Annotated in this window: 11 protein-coding genes; 8 read left to right on the forward strand and 3 right to left on the reverse strand. The window is 64.4% G+C overall.

Annotation, left to right across the window (positions count from 1 at the left end; genetic code table 11):
* Positions 1-245 precede the first annotated feature (245 nt).
* On the forward strand, positions 246-1,220 hold the full coding sequence (locus DWG20_RS12005; protein WP_115434039.1) for an integron integrase: 975 nt from the start codon (positions 246-248) through the stop codon (positions 1,218-1,220).
* A gap of 176 nt (positions 1,221-1,396) precedes the next feature.
* On the opposite strand, the gene DWG20_RS12010 is transcribed toward DWG20_RS12005, so the two are convergent.
* Positions 1,397-2,299 (reverse strand): LysR substrate-binding domain-containing protein, encoded by a 903-nt coding sequence (locus DWG20_RS12010; protein WP_115434040.1) that lies wholly within the window; start codon positions 2,297-2,299, stop codon positions 1,397-1,399.
* A 139-nt stretch (positions 2,300-2,438) separates the two neighbouring features.
* Here DWG20_RS12010 and DWG20_RS12015 point away from each other — a divergent pair, with 139 nt between their 5' ends.
* Positions 2,439-3,518, forward strand: a complete 1,080-nt coding sequence (locus tag DWG20_RS12015; RefSeq protein WP_115434041.1) for a tartrate dehydrogenase — start codon at positions 2,439-2,441, stop codon at positions 3,516-3,518.
* A 373-nt stretch (positions 3,519-3,891) separates the two neighbouring features.
* On the opposite strand, the gene DWG20_RS12020 is transcribed toward DWG20_RS12015, so the two are convergent.
* Together DWG20_RS12020 and DWG20_RS12025 are read right to left on the reverse strand one after the other, a co-directional pair.
* A complete protein-coding gene (locus DWG20_RS12020; RefSeq protein ID WP_115434042.1) occupies positions 3,892-4,716 on the reverse strand; it encodes an iron-containing redox enzyme family protein in 825 nt (274 codons plus the stop codon).
* A 40-nt stretch (positions 4,717-4,756) separates the two neighbouring features.
* Entirely contained in the window at positions 4,757-7,537 is a 2,781-nt protein-coding gene (locus tag DWG20_RS12025) for an EAL domain-containing protein (RefSeq protein WP_245944716.1), read from the reverse strand.
* A gap of 927 nt (positions 7,538-8,464) precedes the next feature.
* On the opposite strand from DWG20_RS12025, the gene DWG20_RS12030 reads away from it, so the two are divergent.
* The 6 genes from DWG20_RS12030 to DWG20_RS12055 all read left to right on the forward strand — a co-directional run bounded on the left by DWG20_RS12030 (position 8,465) and on the right by DWG20_RS12055 (position 17,338).
* On the forward strand, positions 8,465-10,102 hold the full coding sequence (locus tag DWG20_RS12030; protein ID WP_115434044.1) for a BCCT family transporter: 1,638 nt from the start codon (positions 8,465-8,467) through the stop codon (positions 10,100-10,102).
* Between the two features lie 224 nt (positions 10,103-10,326).
* On the forward strand, positions 10,327-11,451 hold the full coding sequence (locus DWG20_RS12035; protein WP_115434045.1) for an aromatic ring-hydroxylating oxygenase subunit alpha: 1,125 nt from the start codon (positions 10,327-10,329) through the stop codon (positions 11,449-11,451).
* 46 nt (positions 11,452-11,497) lie between these two features.
* Positions 11,498-12,946: an NAD-dependent succinate-semialdehyde dehydrogenase gene (locus DWG20_RS12040; RefSeq protein WP_115434046.1), complete on the forward strand. Its 1,449-nt coding sequence runs from the start codon at positions 11,498-11,500 to the stop codon at positions 12,944-12,946.
* Positions 12,947-13,046: 100 nt separating this feature from the next.
* On the forward strand, positions 13,047-14,015 hold the full coding sequence (locus DWG20_RS12045) for a PDR/VanB family oxidoreductase (protein ID WP_115434047.1): 969 nt from the start codon (positions 13,047-13,049) through the stop codon (positions 14,013-14,015).
* Between the two features lie 221 nt (positions 14,016-14,236).
* On the forward strand, positions 14,237-15,319 hold the full coding sequence (locus DWG20_RS12050; RefSeq protein WP_115434048.1) for a helix-turn-helix domain-containing protein: 1,083 nt from the start codon (positions 14,237-14,239) through the stop codon (positions 15,317-15,319).
* 141 nt (positions 15,320-15,460) lie between these two features.
* Positions 15,461-17,338 (forward strand): methyl-accepting chemotaxis protein, encoded by a 1,878-nt coding sequence (locus DWG20_RS12055; protein ID WP_115434049.1) that lies wholly within the window; start codon positions 15,461-15,463, stop codon positions 17,336-17,338.
* The last annotated feature ends 575 nt before the right edge of the window (positions 17,339-17,913 follow it).

The following is a 17,913-nucleotide window of genomic DNA, read 5'->3' on the forward strand; positions in this document are numbered from 1 at the left end:
TAACAAAGTGCCCCTGAGTCGGTAACAAAGTGAGGCCTAAGTCAGTGGTGATGGTGCTATCTAAACTGTTTTATTGAGGATCTGAACGAGGCTTGTTTAGACCTTCCCGAACTATAAATAGACACCTTGAAGGATGTAATTAATTGCATCGCCATCCCATCTAGATGACCCCAATCGAACTGGACAGCAGGCCCCACAATGACCTATGACGAAAGGGTATTCATAAGCGCCGGAGCAAACGCGTCATGGCAGCGTCCCTCCCAGAACTACTCGATCAGGTCCGCGAGCTTCTCCGCCTGAAGTGCTACAGCCTGCGCACTGAGGAGGCTTACACCTACTGGATTCGCGGCTTCATTCGCTTCCACGAACGGCGCCATCCACGCGAACTGGGCAAAGAGGAGATCGAGCGCTTCCTGGGTTTTCTGGCGAGCGAGCGTTTGGTGTCGGCGTCTACACAGAACCAGGCCAAGGCGGCGCTGCGGTTCTTCTACAAGGAAGTGCTTGGGATCGAATTGCCGGGGCTCGACGATGTTGAGCAGGCGACGCGGCCGAAGAAGCTGCCGGTGGTGCTGACGCGCGACGAAACGGCGCAGGTGCTGGCGCGGCTCGAGGGCACACACCAGCTGATAGGCAAGTTGCTGTACGGCAGCGGCCTGCGCTTGCTGGAGGCGTGCCGACTGCGGGTGAAGGACGTCGATTTCGCGCAGAGGCAGATTCTGGTGCGCGGCGGAAAAGGAACGAAGGACCGGGTGACGATGTTGGCCGAGAAGCTGGTACTACCGCTTTCGCGACATCTGGAAGGGGTGAAGGCGCTGCACGAGCAGGACTTGGCCGAGGGGTACGGCGCGGTGTACCTACTCCCGTTCGCGCGGGAGTGCGTGCATCAGGCGCTGGAGCGCGAATGGGGCTGGCAGTACGTGTTTCCAGCCGTTCATCGCTCGAACGGCACGCGTTCCGACAGTAACCGCCGTCATCATGTCGGCGAGCAGGGCGTGCAGCGCGCGATGAGACAGGCGGTGCGCTCGGCCAACCTTGTAAAACCGGTGACGCCGCACACGCTGCGCCATTCGTTCGCGACGCATCTGCTGCAAGACGGTTACGACATCCGGACGGTCCAAGAGCTCATGGGCCACAAGGACGTGAAGACGACAATGATCTACACGCAGGTGTTGAACGGCGGCCCTCGCGCGGTGATTAGCCCGTTCGATCGGCTTGGCTAGATGCTCACACGTACAGCTTGGCGCCGTCGATCGCCTTCACCTCCATCCCCTTCGCGAGCGCCTCCTCGGTCTGCTCATTCTTTCGCTATGTCACTCCGCTCACGAACGGCGGTACCTCCAGCCCGAGGCGAGACGCCGTGATCGTCCTGTTCAGCCAAAGTTTGAATAACCCCCGCTCAGCAACTCGTGCGCCGGAAATACTGCTCGAAGAATTCGACGCACACGCGCAGCTTGGCCGACGTCGACAGCCGCGCCGGGTAGACCGCCCAGATGTCGGCCGGCTGGCTGTAGTCGGGTAGAACTTGTACTAGCCGCCCGGAATCGAGCGCGGCGCGCACGTCCCACAAGGAACGCAGCATGATGCCGCGCCCGGCGAGCGCCCACTGGTGGACGATCTCGCCGTGGTTGGCCGACAGCGGGCCGGTGACGCGCACGCTCGCGTCGCCGTCGGGGCCGGCAAGCCGCCAGACGCCGAACGGGTGGTCGCGCTCCTTGATCACGAGGCAGTCATGGCCGGCCAGCTCGTCGAGGATCTTCGGCGCGCCGCGCCTCTCCAGATACGCCGGCGCCGCGCATAGGATGCGCCGGTTGCTCGCGAGCTTTTTCGCGATCAGCTGCGGCGCGATCTCGTTGCCGACGCGGATGTCGAGGTCTATGCCTTCGCTCGCGAGGTCGACGATGCGGTCCGACACGTCGAAGCGGATCTCGAGCTGCGGATGGCGCTCGGCCAGCTCGGCGAGCGCCGGCGCGACGTGAACGCGGCCGAAGCCGAAGCTGCTGCTGATGCGGATCAGCCCGCGCGGGCTCTGGCTGGTCGCCGATACCTCGTCGATCATGTGGTCGACGTCGCCGAGGATCTTCTGCGCCCAGCGGTAGACGCGCTCGCCGTCCTCGGTGACCGCGACGCGGCGCGTGCTGCGGTGGAGCAGCTTCACGCCTAGGCTGTCCTCGAGCAGCCTGATCCGCTTGCTGACGTAGGCGGGCGACGCGCCGAGTTCCTCGGCGGCGGCGGCGAAGCCCGACTTGCGCGTGACGAGGCAGAACACGCGCAGGTCTTCGAGTTGTGGTTCATTGTTCATGATTCGTATTTTATGTATGCACGGATAAGCTGATTATTAGCGTAATGTTTTGCGGCATGCTAGCGGACATCGACTTACATCCAACCATCGACGCCGCACCGCCATCGCGCTGCGCGCCGGACATACGGAGGCAGGAATCATGAGCAAGACCTACAGAATCGCCGCGATCGCCGGCGACGGCATCGGCAACGAAGTGCTGCCGGAAGGCATCCGCGTGGTGCAGGCCGCGGCCGCCAAGTTTGACCTGAATATCGAGTTCACCCACTTCGACTGGGCGAGCTGCGACTACTACCTCGAGCACGGCAAGATGATGCCGGACGACTGGTTCGCGACCTTGAAGGAATTCGACGCGATCTACTTCGGCGCGGTCGGCTGGCCGGACAAGGTGCCCGACCACATCTCGCTGTGGGGCTCTCTGCTCAAATTCCGCCGCGAGTTCGACCAGTACGTGAACCTGCGCCCGGTGCGCCTGTTGCCGGGCGTGCCTTGCCCGCTGGCCGGTCGCAAGCCGGGCGACATCGACTTCTACGTGGTGCGCGAGAACACCGAGGGTGAGTACTCGTCGGTGGGCGGGCGCATGTTCGAGGGCACCGATCGCGAGTTCGTGCTGCAGGAGGCGGTGTTCACCCGCCACGGCGTCGACCGCATCCTGAAGTACGCGTTCGAGCTGGCCAACACACGGGAGCGCAGGAAACTGACCGCGGCGACCAAGTCGAACGGCATTGCGGTCAGCATGCCGTACTGGGACGAGCGCGTCGCCAACATGGCCGAACAGTATCCGGACGTCGCGTGGGACAAGCAGCACGTAGACATCCTCGCCGCGCGCTTCGTGTTGCAGCCGGACCGCTTCGACGTGGTCGTCGCATCCAACCTGTTCGGCGACATCCTGTCCGACCTCGGCCCGGCCTGCACCGGCACCATCGGTCTGGCGGCCTCGGCCAACCTGAACCCGGAGCGCACCTTCCCGTCGCTGTTCGAGCCGGTGCACGGCTCGGCGCCCGACATCTACGGCAAGAACATCGCCAACCCGATCGCGATGATCTGGTCCGGCGCGATGATGCTCGACTTCCTCGGCGACGGCGACGCGCGCTTCCAGACTGCGCACGACGCGATCATGCGCGCGATCGAGACCGTGCTGGTCGAAGGCCCGCGCACGCCCGACATGGGCGGCTCGGCCAACACCACCGACGTCGGCGCGGCAGTCGCGGCGGCGCTGTAAGGTTCACGCGTTCTTTCGTTTCACCTGCGTTGCGGTCCGGCTCTGTCCGGGCCGTTTTTTTTTGCGCTTTGCCGGGGCGAGCCGAGGTGCGCGGACGCCGGATGGGCGGAAGGTCGGCGCTGCAATGGCTTATGCCGCGTGGGTGTAGCACGCTGTGAGCGGCGCGGCGGCCTCGGCGCAGGGGCGGGCACAAGGCAGGGCGGCGTCCCTGGCCGTCGTCACCATGCTGCCCGAAAGGGCGAGGGCTCGGCCAAGGTTGGCCGAGCCCTTTTGTTTACGTCGATGTGCCTACGGCGCCGCGAGGGCGGTACGCTGTCCCTCGCCACGCCCTGCTACCACGATGAGCCGCTAGAAGCGGCACGTGCGGCAAGTATCAGCCTACGTAGGCGAATCGGCCCTTGATGCGCGGCAGCAGGGCGGCCCCCTCGAAGCGCACCTCGCGCGGCGGCGGCAGCACGCTGGCGTCCAGGCAGTAGTCCAGTGTCATGCGCATGTAGTCGTAGCTGTTACAGATCGCGGTATGCATGTGGGCGAAGTCGCGCGAGGTCGGGTTGTTGCCGAGCATCGTGCAGAGAATCTCGAGCGCCTCCCAGGGGTGGGCATCGTCGTACTGGGCGTGCAACTTCAGCCATTTCATCGCCCTGGTGCGCTGGGCGGGCGCGAAGGTCTGCTCGTAGGCGTCGCGCGAGCACACCTGCAGCGCCCATTCGCCGGTGGCGCCCTCGATCGCGAAGTTGGTGGCGGCCATCCCCAGCGCCAGCGTATCGCGTTCGCAGGTGTGCCAGCACCAGTGACAGAGCGCCAGCATCGGCACCGGCACCGGGCTGAACATCAGGTCGTCGCGGGTGACGCCGCTGGCGAGCGCCCATTCGAGCCAGTGTTCGGCGTGGGTCTGCTCGACCCGGATATTGCGCACCAGATACTTGCGCGCCAGGTCCTGGCCGCGCGTGCGGCCATAGCGGATCTTCAGCAGGTTGAGAGCCATGTACTGAGGGAACTGTTCGATGACCGGCCACACGCCGATCAGGAAGTGGTGCAGCGTGCTCTCGTCGAGTTCGGCGTCACGCATCTTGCGGAACAGTTCGTGCTCGACCACCTGGCGTTTGCTGTCTTCGCAAAGGTGGACCAGTTCCCGTGCCCAGATCGGGTAGCTGCCGATCTCCTTGAGCGGGCCGACTCGGACGAATTCATCGTTCATGCTGGATCTCCTTGGGTTTTACCACTGGCAAAGCGGTTAGTTAGAACGCGGTGTCCGGAATCGGCGGGCTGCAGCCGCCGGCCTCGTGCACTGCGGGCTGGAACTCCCGTGCGATCACGTCCGCCAGCGGCAGTGGCTTGGCCACGCCGTAACCTTGCGCGTAATCGACGCCAATCTTTTTCAGCTTTTCCAGGGTGGCCTGGTTTTCGACGAACTCGGCGATGGTGCGCTTGCCCATCACGTGACCGATGTGGTTGATCACCTCGACCATCGCATGGTCGATCGGGTCATCGACCATGTCCTTGACGAAGCTGCCGTCGATCTTCAGGTAGTCGACCGGCAGGTGCTTGAGGTAGCCGAACGACGACATGCCGGCGCCGAAGTCGTCGAGCGAGAATCGGCAGCCGAGTTTGCGCAGTTCACGGATGAAGCGGGTGGCGCACGCGAGGTTGGCGATGGCGCTGGTTTCGGTGACCTCGAAGCAGATGCGCGCCGGATCGACGCCGCTCTTGAGCAATGTCTCGCGCAGGTAGTCGAGAAACGCATCGTCGCCGACCGACGCGCCGGACAGGTTGATCGCGCAGGTCCAAGGGTGGTCCTGTTGTGGCTGTTCAGCGAGTGCGGCAAGCGCGGTGCGCACCACCCAGCGGTCGATCGACGTCATCAGGTTGTAGCGTTCGGCGGCCGGGATGAAGGCGGCCGGCGGCACCAGCTTGCCGTGTTCGTCGTGCAGCCTGAGCAGCAGTTCGAAGTGGAGGCCGGGCGACTCGCGCGGGGACAGCGGCGCGATCTTTTGCGCGTAGAGACAGAAGCGGCCTTCCTCCAGTGCGCGGTGCAGCCGGTGTACCCATTCCATTTCGCCGTAACGCGAGGTGAGCTCGGCGTTTTCCGCCGAGTACAGCTGCACCCGGTTGCGCCCTTTTTCCTTGGCCATGTAGCAGGCCACGTCGGCGGCGCCCATCACTTCCTTGAGCGTGGTCGGCGTGCCGGAAATGTGCACCACGCCGATGCTGACGCTGATCGAGAACGGCTGGCCACCCCAGGTGAAGTGCAGGTCGAGCACGGTCTGGCGCAGCTTTTCTGCGACCTGCACCGCCGCCTCGGGCGGACAGTTCTTCAAGAGCACGCCGAACTCGTCGCCACCCAGGCGCGCCAGCGTGTCCTCGTCGCGCAGGTGCTGCTGCAACAGCACGCACACCTGGCGCAGCAACTCGTCGCCGGCAGCGTGGCCGCAGGTGTCGTTGACCACCTTGAACTGGTCGAGATCCAGGTACATCAGCACGTGGTGCTGGCGCCGGCGTGCGCTGGTTTCCAGCGTCTGCACCAGGCGCCGTTCAAATTCGTGCCGGTTGGTCAGGCCGGTCAGCGCGTCGTGCGTCGCCTGCCAGGACAGGCTGTCGATGTACTGGCGTTCGCGCGTCATGTCGTGGAACACCAGGGCCCGGCCGGACACGCCGTTCTTGTCGTCGTAGATCGGCGCGCTCACCATGCAGACCGCGATGCGGGAGCCGTCGAGGCGTTCCAGCAACAGGTTGCGTCCGGCGCCGGCCGGGCCGGAGTCGTGCAGCAGGGAGTCGAGCGGGGCGGGGCGTTCGGCCGCGTCGTCGATGATGCAAAACAGCGTGTCCAGCGCATGGCCGCGCGCCTCTTGGATCCGGTGCCCGATCAGCCGTTCGGCCACCGGGTTCAGGTATTCGACCCGGCCGCCGGTGTCGACGGTGATCACCGCATCGCCGATCGAGGCGAGCGTGACCTGGGCCCGCTCCTTTTCGGCGAAGAGCGCGCTTTCCGCCAGCCTGCGGTCGGTGATGTCGAAAATCGAGCCCGACATCCGCACTGCCCGGCCATCGCCGTCGCGCAGCGCCTGTCCGCGTGCGCGGAACCAGCGGTACTCGCCGGTATGGGTACGCAGGCGGTACTCGACGTCGTACGCGCCTTCCCCTGCGAGGTGCCGGTTGACCGCGTCCAGCGTCGGTGCCGTGTCTTCCGGGTGCAGGCGATCCAGAAACGCCTGGAAGGTGCCCTCCAACTCGTGCTCGGCCAGGCCGAGCAGGGTCTTGACTCGGGGGGAGTAGTACACGCTGCCATCGGCGATGTTCCAGTCCCAGATGCCGTAGTCGCTGCCGCTGACCGCCAGATTGAGGCGCTCCTCGCTCTGGCCGAGCGCGCGTTCGAAGGCCTCGCTTTGCCGGATCAGCTGGCGGGTTCGTGCCAGCGCGAACAGGATCAGTATCCCGGCGGTGGCCAGGTTGAGGATGAAGAGAAAGCGCTGGATGGCGCGGGCCCCCTCGGCCAGCGTGCTGGAAAAGGCGTTCTCCAGCGGCGTGACCTTGCGGTTGATGTGCTGGATTTCCTGCTTGAGTTGACCGATCTCTTGCCAGCCGAGCGTGCCGGCGCTCAGACCCCGATGCAGCCGGGCGGCCACCTCGGCGAGTTGTGCGAGAAGAACATCACCCTGGGTCCAGTAGCCTATGGCCTGATCGATATAACTGACTCGGCGAAAACGCAGGAACAGCCAGATAAGATCGTCTATATCGGCCGGGTCGTTGGCGCCTTGCAGGAAGCCTTCGGCGGCCGTGCGCAGATCGGGGTCGGGTCTGTCGAGCGCCTTGCGCGCCTTGCTGTCGCCCTGAGGCACCCTGATCGCTTCCAGATATTGCCGGTAGGCCTGTTGCGAGCCGGTATCGGCATACTGGTCGAGATAATAGATGGCGTCCTTTTGCCCCTTGGACCACAGGCTCTCGCCGGCGACGTAGGCGCGTACCGCCGTGAGCACGTTCTGACTCAGCACGCCCAGCAGAACCAATAAGGCGACTGCCATGACGAATGGCCAGGCAAAACTTAACAAGCGCCGGTTGGTGCTGACTCGATGTAGTTGCATGCCTGTGCTCACCTGGGTGAGTTTAGGGTCGCGCCGACGGCGTCGGCCTTGATAGGGTGCGTGCCGCCACTACGGTGGCTATTTGGCCAGTCCCTTTTTCTCAAATCGGACGGTTATAGAGCCAAAGGCCTTACTTCAGGCGTCAAGCGGCCTCGTGGGGGATTCGTATGTCGTGTATTCAAAAGGTATTTTTATTACTTAAGTCATATACGAAATATATAGACTGGCCGCGCACCCCTGCATAGCCGAAGCGGTGCAAGGGCTCTGAACTTGGGTCCGTTCGCGTGTGCCCGGCGGGTGATCGCCTGCACGGCGGAACTAACATCGGGCATCACCGGCCGTAATGCTGACCGGGCATGACTCATGCCGACCATGAGTTGACGCCCGTTCCGGTGAAGGCTCGGCCAACGTTGGCCGAGCCAGCCTGCAAAAACCGTTGCAAATTGCCAACAATTGCGTGCCGTGAGAGCTGCGCGCCTCGTCGCTTTCCCCCGCCCGAAAACCCCCGTCCTTATTGGCTTTCCCGGCCGCCCGTTTGTCGTCATAAGGGGCAACCCTTGGCCCTTGAGACGTTGGCCGAGTCGCGCTCTGCCGCCCTTGTCCTTCGCAGATCTGGAATGCCCAAAAAAGGCCTTGAGCCTTTACTCGAAACCGCCTAAAGTTAACTAACAGATAACGTTAACTATAAGTTAACAATCTTCGCCGGCCTGAACGTCAAGCCGGCCGGCAGGCTAAACAGAAGGAGGAGAAACGCACAGCGATCACGAGAGAGATTCGGTATACGCAGGTGGAGTTTTGCGTCGACCCAGGTCGGCGAGAGCATTCAAAAGAACAAAAACGTCCCATCCATGCAAGGAGAGAAAAACCATGTCGCAAGTTTCAAACAGCAGCAAGGACCGCTTCCTGATATCGGTAAGCCTGGTGTTGATCCTGCTTACCGTGTTCGGCCTTGCCGCTTATCCCACCGAGGCGTCCGCCGTTGCGGAACGCCTGTTCGACCTGTCTACGCGTTCGTTCGGCACAGCGGTTCAGGTCTTCGTGGTTGGCTGTCTGATCGCGGTGACTTATATCGCGTTCAGCAAGTACGGCAACATCCGTCTGGGCAGCGGCAAGCCCGAATACTCGACCGTGTCCTGGGTGTTCATGTTCATCTGCGCGGGCATGGGCTCGTCGACGATGTACTGGGGCGTGATGGAGTGGGCGTACTACTACAACTCGCCGGGCCTCAACATCGCGCCGGGCACGCGTGAAGCGCTCGAGTACAGCATCAGCTACTCGTTCTTCCACTGGGGCTTCAGCGCCTGGGCGATCTACGCGCTGGCGTCGCTGGCGATGGCGTACCACTTCCACGTAAGGAAGAACAAGGGGCTGAGCCTGGCGTCGGTGATCGAGGCGGTGACCGGCTTCAAGGCGAACGGCCCGGTAGGGCGCGTGGTCGACCTGATCTTCCTGTTTACGATGTTCGGCGCGCTGACCGTGTCGCTGGCGCTGACCGCGTCGACGCTGACCAAGGGTTTGTCGGGTCTTACCGGCCTGCCGGACACCTTCACCACGCAGCTGATCGTGATCGTCGCGGTGTCGGTGATCTTCTCGCTGAGCTCCTACATCGGCATCGACAAGGGCATGCAGCGCCTGAGCCATATGGTGTGCTGGGGCGCTCTGTTGTTCGCCGCGGTGGTGCTGTTCGTCGGCCCGACGCTGTTCTCGATCAACAACACGGCCAACGGCATCGGCCTGATGCTGCAGAACTACATCCGCATGAGCCTGTTCACCGACCCGGCCGGCAACGGTGAATTCACGCGCGGCTGGACGGTGTTCTACTGGCTGTGGTGGGTGTCGTATACGCCGGGCGTCGCGATGTTCGTCACCCGCGTGTCGCGTGGCCGCAAGATGAAGGAAGTGATCTGGGCGCTGCTCCTGGGCGGTAGCGTCGGCTGCTGGTTCTTCTTCGGCGCGCTCGAAAGCTACAGCATGCACGCCTTCATGACCGGCGTGATCGACGTGCCGCGCATCCTGAAAGAGCAGGGCGGCGAGACCGCGGTCGAAATGCTGCTGACCGCGCTGCCGTTCGGCAAGGGCTTCCTCGCGGCCTACCTGTTCATCATGGTGGTCTTCCTCGCCTCGCACATGGACGCGGTCGCCTACGCGGTGGCGGCGACCAGCACCAAGAACCTGCGCGAAGGCGAAGACCCGAGCCCGACGCTGCGCCTGTTCTGGTGCGTGATGCTGACCTTGGTGCCGCTGGCGATGCTGTTCGCCAAGGCCTCGCTGTCGACGATGAAGACCGCGGTGGTGCTGACGGCGATCCCGTTCATGGCGATCCTGCTGGTCAAGATCTATGGCTTCTTCAAGTGGATGGCACAGGACTACAGCGCGATGCCGGCGCATATCATCGAAGAGCAGGCGGTACGCCTGGCCAAGGAAGAGGGCGGTGAGTTACCGGCAGTCGACACGGTAGAGATCGCCGCGCGTGGCCAGGCAAAGGAGGTGCCGGCCGGCTCCTGAGCCGGCTCGCGAAACGGCCGACCCGTCGCGGGCAGAAGATCGTGACGGGTAGACGCCGCAGCAGGCAAAAGCCGGATTGATTTTGCAGTGCACCGGCCCTAGTGGCCGACCCGAATGGCGCCAATTTTTTGGCTTAAAAGTTAACCAAAAGTTATACGTTAACCTTAAATATACAGATGGTCGCGACATCAAAGTCGCCGCGGCCGACCTGCAAGGAGAACAGCATGAAAACCATCCCGATCACCAAGCTCCCCGCCGACTTCTGCGCCGACCCGTCCAACGCGTGGACCATCCCGGCGAGCTACTACACGCAGGATTCGGTCTTCGAAACCGAGAAGGAAAAGATCTTCGCCGACAGCTGGATCTGCGTCGCGCACCGAAGCGAGTTGGCCGAGGCTAACGACTACGTGACGCGCGAGGTGATCGGCGAGAGTATCGTCGTCGTCCGCGGCCGCGACGGCGTGCTGCGCGCGTTCTACAACGTCTGTCCGCACCGCGGCCACCAACTGCTCGAAGGCAGCGGCAAGGCCAAGAACGTCATCACCTGCCCGTACCACGCGTGGACCTTCAAGCTCGACGGCGAGCTGGCGCACGCGCGCAACTGCGACAACGTCGCGAACTTCGACAAGGAAAAATCCAGTCTGGTGCCGGTCAAGGTCGAGGAATACGCCGGCTTCGTCTTCATCAACATGAACCCGGAAGCCGGTTCGGTTGAGACCCAGCTGCCGGGCATGGAAGCGAAGCTGCGCGCCGCCTGCCCGGTGGTCGACGACCTGAAGCTCGCCGCGCGCTTCGTCACCGAGACGCCGGCCAACTGGAAGTCCATCGTCGACAACTACATGGAGTGCTACCACTGCGGGCCGGCGCACCCGGGCTTCTCCGACTCGGTGCAGGTCGACAAGTACACGCACACGCTGCACGGCAACTGGACCTTGCAGTTCGGCCTCGCGAAGTCGTCGGAGAAGTCGTTCAAGGTCGACGAGTCGATCAAGGACCCGAGCTTCAGCGGCTTCTGGGCGTGGCCGTGCACCATGTTCAACGTGCCGCCGGGCGCCAACTTCATGACCGTGATCTACGAGTTCCCGATGAGCGCCGAGGTCACGCTGCAGCACTACGAGATCTACTTCCTCAACGAGGAACTGACCGCGGAGCAGAAGGCGCTCATCGAGTGGTACCGCACCGTGTTCCGCCCCGAGGACCTGCGTCTGGTAGAGAGCGTGCAGAAGGGCCTGAAGTCGCGCGGCTACCGAGGCCAGGGCCGGATCATGGCCGACCACCAGCGCAGCGGCATCAGCGAGCACGGCATCGCGCACTTCCACCAGCTGATCGCGCAGCAGCATCAGGACTGATCGAACTTAGGGCCGGCAACGCCGGCCCGCACAGAAAGGCAAGACGATGAAACTCAAAGACCCGCAACTCTTTAGACAACGCGCCTATATCGACGGCGCCTGGTGCGATGCAGAAAGCCGCGCGACCGTGCCGGTGCTCGACCCCGCGACCGGCGAGCAGATCGCCACCGTGCCGCTGATGGGCGAATCGGAAGCGATCTGGGCGATCGAGGCCGCCAACGCCGCGCTGCCGGCGTGGAAGGCCAAGACCGCCAAGGAGCGCGCGAAGATCCTGCGCCGCTGGTTCGAGCTGATCGAGGCCAACGAGGACGACCTCGCGCGGCTGATGACCTGGGAGCAGGGCAAGCCGGTCGCCGAGGCGCTCGGCGAGATCCGCTACGCCGCTTCCTTCGTAGAGTGGTTTTCTGAGGAAGCCAAGCGCCTGTACGGTGACGTGATCCCGTCGCCGAGTGCCGACAAGCGCCTCGTCGTCGTGCGTGAGCCGATCGGCGTGTGCGCGGCGATCACACCGTGGAACTTCCCGGCGGCGATGATCACCCGCAAGGCCGCGCCGGCGCTGGCCGCCGGCTGCACCATCGTCGTCAAGCCCGCCAACGAGACGCCGCTGTCGGCGCTGGCGCTGGCCGAGTTGGCCGAGCGCGCCGGCGTGCCGGCCGGTGTGTTCAACGTCGTCACCGGCAGCTCGGCGGCGATCGGCAAGCAGCTGACCGGCCACCCGCTGGTCAGAAAACTTTCGTTCACCGGCTCGACCCCGGTAGGCCGCCTGTTGATGAGCCAGTGCGCCGGCACGATCAAGAAGGTGTCGCTCGAACTCGGCGGTAACGCGCCGTTCATCGTGTTCGACGATGCCGACGTCGACGCCGCGGTAGAGGGCGCGCTGGTCGCCAAGTACCGCAACGCCGGCCAGACCTGCGTGTGCGTGAACCGCTTCTACGTGCACGACGCGGTATATGAAGAGTTCGCCGAGAAATTCGCGAAGAGAGTCGCCGAGTTGCGCGTCGGCAGCGGCTTCGAAGCGGCGACGCAGATCGGCCCGCTGATCACCACCAAGGCCGTCGCCAAGGTGCAGGAGCTGCTCGACGACGCGACCGCACAAGGCGCGCGCGTGCTGGCCGGCGGGCATAGTTTGGCCGAGGGCGAGCAGTACTTCGCGCCGACCGTGATCGCCGACGTGAAGCCGGGCATGCGTTTGCTCGACGAAGAAATCTTCGGCCCGGTCGCGCCCATCGTGCGCTTTTCGTCAGAAGAAGAAGTCGTGCGGCTTGCCAACGACACGATCTACGGCCTCGCGTCTTACTTCTACAGCCGCGACATCGGCCGCGTGTGGAGAGTCGCCGAGCAACTCGAGTACGGCATGGTCGGCATCAACACCGGGCTGATCTCTAACGAGGTCGCTCCGTTCGGCGGCGTCAAGCAGTCCGGCCTCGGCCGCGAAGGTTCGAAGTACGGCATCGAGGACTACCTCGAGACCAAGTACCTGTGCATGGCGCTGTAGGCATGACAAGGCTCGGCCGACGTTGGCCGAGCTCCCCCAAAGTTTTGTAACACCGGCAAGACGGCCGCCGAACCGGCGCCGGGATGGAATGGAGGCAGCGATGGCCAACAAATACGAGATGATAACGGTCCGCGTGACCGCGATCGACGAGGTGACGCCGCTGATCAAGCGCTTCACGCTCGCCGCGACGAACGGCGAAAACCTGCCGGCGTTCACCGGAGGCAGCCACGTCATCGTGCAGATGCAGGACGGCGCCAAGCGCCACAGCAACGCCTACTCGCTGATGAGTTCGCCGCGCGACCTGTCCCGTTACCAGATCGGCGTGCGCCGCGAGGAGGCGTCCAAGGGTGGCTCGGCCTTCATGCACGACAAGGTGACGGTCGGCATGGAGCTGACGATCTCGACGCCTAACAATCTATTCGCGCTTTCTGAGGCGGGCTCGAAGCACGTGCTGATCGCCGGCGGCATCGGCATCACGCCGTTCGTGTCGCAGATGGCAGAGTTGGCCGAGCGGGGCGCCGACTACGAACTGCATTACTCCTTCCGCAGCTTTGAGCACGGTGCGTTCGCCGGCGAGCTGGCCGCAGGCGCCCACGGCGAACGCTGCCGTTTCTACGTCAACAGCGAGGGCGGCAAGCTCAACGTCGACGAACTCATTGATAGAACGGCCAAGGACGGCCACGTCTACGTGTGCGGCCCGCGCCCGCTGATCGACGCGGTGATCGAAGCGTGCCGCCGCCGCGGCCTCGCCGAAGACCAGATCCACTGGGAACAGTTCGCCGCCGCGCCGCAAGAGGGCGGCGCGTTCACCGTCGTGCTCGCCAAGAGCGGACGCGAACTGCAAGTGGAAGAGGGCGGCAGCATCCTGAAGGCGATCGAGAGCGACAAGAGCGTGTCGGTCGAATGCCTGTGCCGCGAGGGCGTGTGCGGCACCTGCGAGACGAAGATTCTCGACGGCGAGGCCGAACACTTCGACCAGTACTTGAGCGACGACGAGAAGGCGGCGCAGAAGACGATGATGATCTGCGTGTCGCGCGCGAAGGGTTCGCGCATCGTGCTCGATCTTTAAAGCTACGGGCCGGGTAAGAGTTTCCAGTGGAGCGGTCGGGCTTCAGGGCTCGGCCAACCCTTGTTGTGCGCTGCAGTTTGATGGCCCGCCTCGTGCGGGCCTTTTTTTACCCGGTTTCCACCGCGACGCGCTTGGCATGTCGGCAAGCGGGCGTGTAACGTACGGCGCAGATGCGGCCGCCGGCAACCGCCCGGCGTCCCCGAACCCCAGCCCCGCCCAAGATGAACGAAAACAGCTTCGCGTTCCGCCTCAAGGAACTGCTCGAACACAAGAAACTGACGCTGCAGGCGGTCGCCACCGCGCTCGGCGTGTCGCGGCCTGCGGTCCACAAGTGGACGCGCGGCGGCGAGATCGACTACGAGAAGCTGCGCAAGCTCGCCACCCTGCTCGGCGTCAACTGGATCTGGCTGCGCTACGGCGAGGAGGCGCAGCAGGGCCTCGAGAACGCTGCCCCGGTCGAATTGCCGATGACCGACGTGCGCCGCCGCTACACCGCCGAGATCATGGAGAGCGAAGCGCGCATGAAGCTCGCGCAGGAGAACGCGCGCATCGTCACCTGGGAGTGGAACCTGATCACCGACGCCGTCACCTACTCGGCCAACGTCGAGGCGGTCTACGGCTGGCCGATCCGCCGCAACGACGACTTCTGGCCGCACGTGCCGGAAGACGACGTCGCGATGATGCAGAAGGTATACGAGGACTCGATCGCCAGCGGCCGGCCGCACGAGATCGACTTCCGCATCGTGGCGCCCGACAGCGAGACGCGCTGGATCTCGTCGCGTGCGACGCCGATCCGCGACGTCGAGGGCCGGCCGGTGAAGATGATCGGCATCAGCATGGACAACACCGCACGCAAGCGCGCCGAGGAGGAACTGGCCCGCAGCGAGGCGCGCTTTCGCGCGATCTTCGAGCTCGCGTCCGAGGGCATCGCCTACATCGGCTTGGACGGGCGCTGGCTGAAGGCCAACCAGACCTTGTCGACCATCCTCGGCTACAGCACCGACGAACTGGCCGGTCTGACCTTCCAGGCGCTGACGCTCGAGGACGACCTCGCCGAAAATCTCGAACGGCTCGACGAACTCTTGGCCGGCGAGATCGCGATGTACGCGCTCGAGAAGCGCTTCCGCCGCAAGGACGGACGGATCATCTGGGCCAAGGTCAAGACGTCCTTGCAGCGCAACGACGCGAGCGGCGAGCCCGAGCACCTGATCACGGTGATCGAGGACATCAGCGCGCAGCGCGAGGAGCTCGACGCGCTGCGCGCGCGCGTCGTCGAACTCGAGGGCTTGCTCGGCCAGCGCTAGTCTCGCTTTCGCCTTTTAAAAACACATAAATATCGATGCCATTCGTGTAGGCGAACAGAATTTACAGATTCGGGATGGCCGCATTGTTGCGCCGGTGGATAGCGGTTCTAATGGCGCTCCCCCTGACTCTGGAGACCTACGATGCGGTCGCTCCGAAGCCGGCTGGTCGCGTTCAACGCGGCGGTCATGGTGCTGTTCGTGCTGATGCTGTTGTGGCTGGCGTTCACGCAGATGCGCCGCGAGATCATGCAAGGCCTCGATCACGAGTTCACGTCCGCGCTGCAGGGGCAGAGCGCCGTGGTCGAGACCTGGATGAACGAGAAGAAGCAGCAGATCGCCGCGCAGCGCGCGATCGCCGCCAGGCCCGACGTGCTGGCCGACCTCAAGCAGGCGGCGCGCGCCGGCAACTTCATGGTCGACTACATCGGCTACGCCGACGGCCGCTCGGTCTGGTCTGACGACTGGGTGCCGCCCGGCGACTTCAAGGTCGCAGAACGGCCGTGGTTCACGCTGGCCAAGACGGCGGGCAAGACCGTGCTCACCGAACCCTACGTCGACGCCGACAGCAAGAAACTGATCGTGACGGTGGCTGCGCCGTTCGACGCGGGCGGGGCGTTCGCCGGCGTGATCGGCGCCGACGTGTTCGTCGATACGCTGGTGAAGTCGGTGCTGTCGCTGCCGGTGCGCGGCAAGGGCTACACCTTCATCGTCAACCGCGCCGGAACGGTGATCGCCCACCCGCAGGCGGCGCTGACGCTCAAACCGATCGCGTCGGTCGCGCCGGCGCTCTCCGCACAGCGCATCGCGTCGCTTGCCGCGCGCAACGGCGTCGACGAGGTCGAGGTGGCGGGCCTGGCCGCGCTGATGTCGATGAGGCCGATCGCCGGCACCGACTGGCTGGTCGGCATCGTCACCGACAAGGACGAGGTGCTCGCGCCGCTTAACACGCTGCTTCTGAGCATCGCCGGCCTGTCGCTCGTCACGCTCTTGCTGCTGGTGCCGCTCGCCGGCTGGGTGATCGGCCGCATGCTCGCGGGGCTCCTGCAGTTGAAGGCGGCGATGGCCGACATCGCAAAAGGCGAGGCCGACCTGACGCGCCGTCTCGACGAGAGCGGGCGCGACGAGATCGCCGACACCGCGCGCGCGTTCAACCAGTTCGCCGGAAGGCTCAACGCGATGTTCGCAGAACTCAGGATCGGCGCCGGCGGCGTCATCGGCGGCGTGCAGGAGGCGAGCCGGATGGTCGGCGGCGTGGCCGAGCACTCGCGCCAGTTGTCGGGCGTGTCGGCGGCCAACGCCGCCACGCTGGAACAGATCACCGTCAGCGTCGCGCACATCGCCGACAGCGCGCGAGCCGCCGACGAAATGGTGCAGCAGACCGGCGGCGAACTGGAGGACGGCTCGGCCAACATGCAGCAGTTGTCCAGCCGCATGGACGGCACGGCGCGCGCGGTGCGCAGCCTGGAGGGCATGCTGGCGCTGCTCGACAGCCGCTCGCAGGACATCTCCGGCATCACCAAGGTGATCCGCGACATCGCCGACCAGACCAATCTCTTGGCCTTGAACGCGGCGATCGAAGCGGCGCGCGCCGGCGAGCAGGGCCGCGGCTTCGCCGTCGTGGCCGACGAGGTGCGCAAACTGGCCGAGCGTACCGCCGAGGCGACGCTGGAGATCGCGGCCAAGGTGAGCGCGATCCGCGAGGAGACTGGCCGTGCGGTCGGCGACGTCGGCGAAGCGGTGGGGCAGGTCGACGAGGGGGCCGAACTGATGTGCGCTGCCGAGGCCAGCCTGGCGCGCATGCGCGCGTCGATGCAGGCGGTGAAGGACAGGATGCACGAGATCGCCCGCACCACCACCGAGCAGCAGGGGGCGACGCGGCAGATTGCCGAGAGCACCGAAACGATCAACGGCGCGGTACGGGAGAACGACGCGGTGCTGCAGGACGTCAGCGCGACGCTGCAGCGTCTGTCCGGGTCGGCGGGCAAGATGGACGCCGCCTTCGGCCGGTTCAGGCTGTAGCTTCGACGGTAGCGGGCCAAGGGAGGGACGCCGAAGGCGTTCTATCCTGACGAGTCAGGGATGATGCACCATCACTCCATGGGGCTGCGCACCTGGCCGGACCCTGCTCGAACCCGGCATGCCTTCTCGAACCGACAAAAAGCCGCCCATATTTGGGCGGCTTTTTGTCGGTCGGATCTGAGCTACGAGCTCGTGCCTGGTAGAGCGTTAGCTCAGAACTACGACCGCGCTAAGTACGAGGATGACGGGGCGACATGCTATCGACTCTTTTTGATGGCTTGGCGCGAAGGACATAGATTGAAGAGAACGTCTCAAGCGGTTTACCTCGTAACGTCGCCTCGCATGTGGCTCTTGCCTTCCGGCGGGCCGTTCGCTTTGGGTCGGTTTGCGACGGTCGTGACCGGCTGAAATCGGCCACGAGCTGCCGTTCAGCCGGGCACCAGACTACCCGGTTAGAGGGGCGGTTTTTTCGGTCGGCAGGCGGCCACTATTGCACCGTTAAGGAAGCTCTTCGGAGGAGCATCGAAAAGTCCGGATGGTCTATCCTTTTTTTATGACTTTTTCTCTTTTCACAC

Source organism: Crenobacter cavernae, from assembly GCF_003355495.1.
Lineage (GTDB): Bacteria > Pseudomonadota > Gammaproteobacteria > Burkholderiales > Chromobacteriaceae > Crenobacter > Crenobacter cavernae.

Coding starts and splice junctions, on each gene's coding strand:
- DWG20_RS12040 (WP_115434046.1), top strand. CDS start 11,498: ATGAAACTCAAAGACCCGCAACTCTTTAGACAACGCGCCTATATCGAC.
- DWG20_RS12015 (WP_115434041.1), top strand. CDS start 2,439: ATGAGCAAGACCTACAGAATCGCCGCGATCGCCGGCGACGGCATCGGC.
- DWG20_RS12010 (WP_115434040.1), bottom strand. CDS start 2,299: ATGAACAATGAACCACAACTCGAAGACCTGCGCGTGTTCTGCCTCGTC.
- DWG20_RS12005 (WP_115434039.1), top strand. CDS start 246: ATGGCAGCGTCCCTCCCAGAACTACTCGATCAGGTCCGCGAGCTTCTC.
- DWG20_RS12030 (WP_115434044.1), top strand. CDS start 8,465: ATGTCGCAAGTTTCAAACAGCAGCAAGGACCGCTTCCTGATATCGGTA.
- DWG20_RS12045 (WP_115434047.1), top strand. CDS start 13,047: ATGGCCAACAAATACGAGATGATAACGGTCCGCGTGACCGCGATCGAC.
- DWG20_RS12035 (WP_115434045.1), top strand. CDS start 10,327: ATGAAAACCATCCCGATCACCAAGCTCCCCGCCGACTTCTGCGCCGAC.
- DWG20_RS12020 (WP_115434042.1), bottom strand. CDS start 4,716: ATGAACGATGAATTCGTCCGAGTCGGCCCGCTCAAGGAGATCGGCAGC.
- DWG20_RS12025 (WP_245944716.1), bottom strand. CDS start 7,537: ATGGCAGTCGCCTTATTGGTTCTGCTGGGCGTGCTGAGTCAGAACGTG.
- DWG20_RS12050 (WP_115434048.1), top strand. CDS start 14,237: ATGAACGAAAACAGCTTCGCGTTCCGCCTCAAGGAACTGCTCGAACAC.
- DWG20_RS12055 (WP_115434049.1), top strand. CDS start 15,461: ATGCGGTCGCTCCGAAGCCGGCTGGTCGCGTTCAACGCGGCGGTCATG.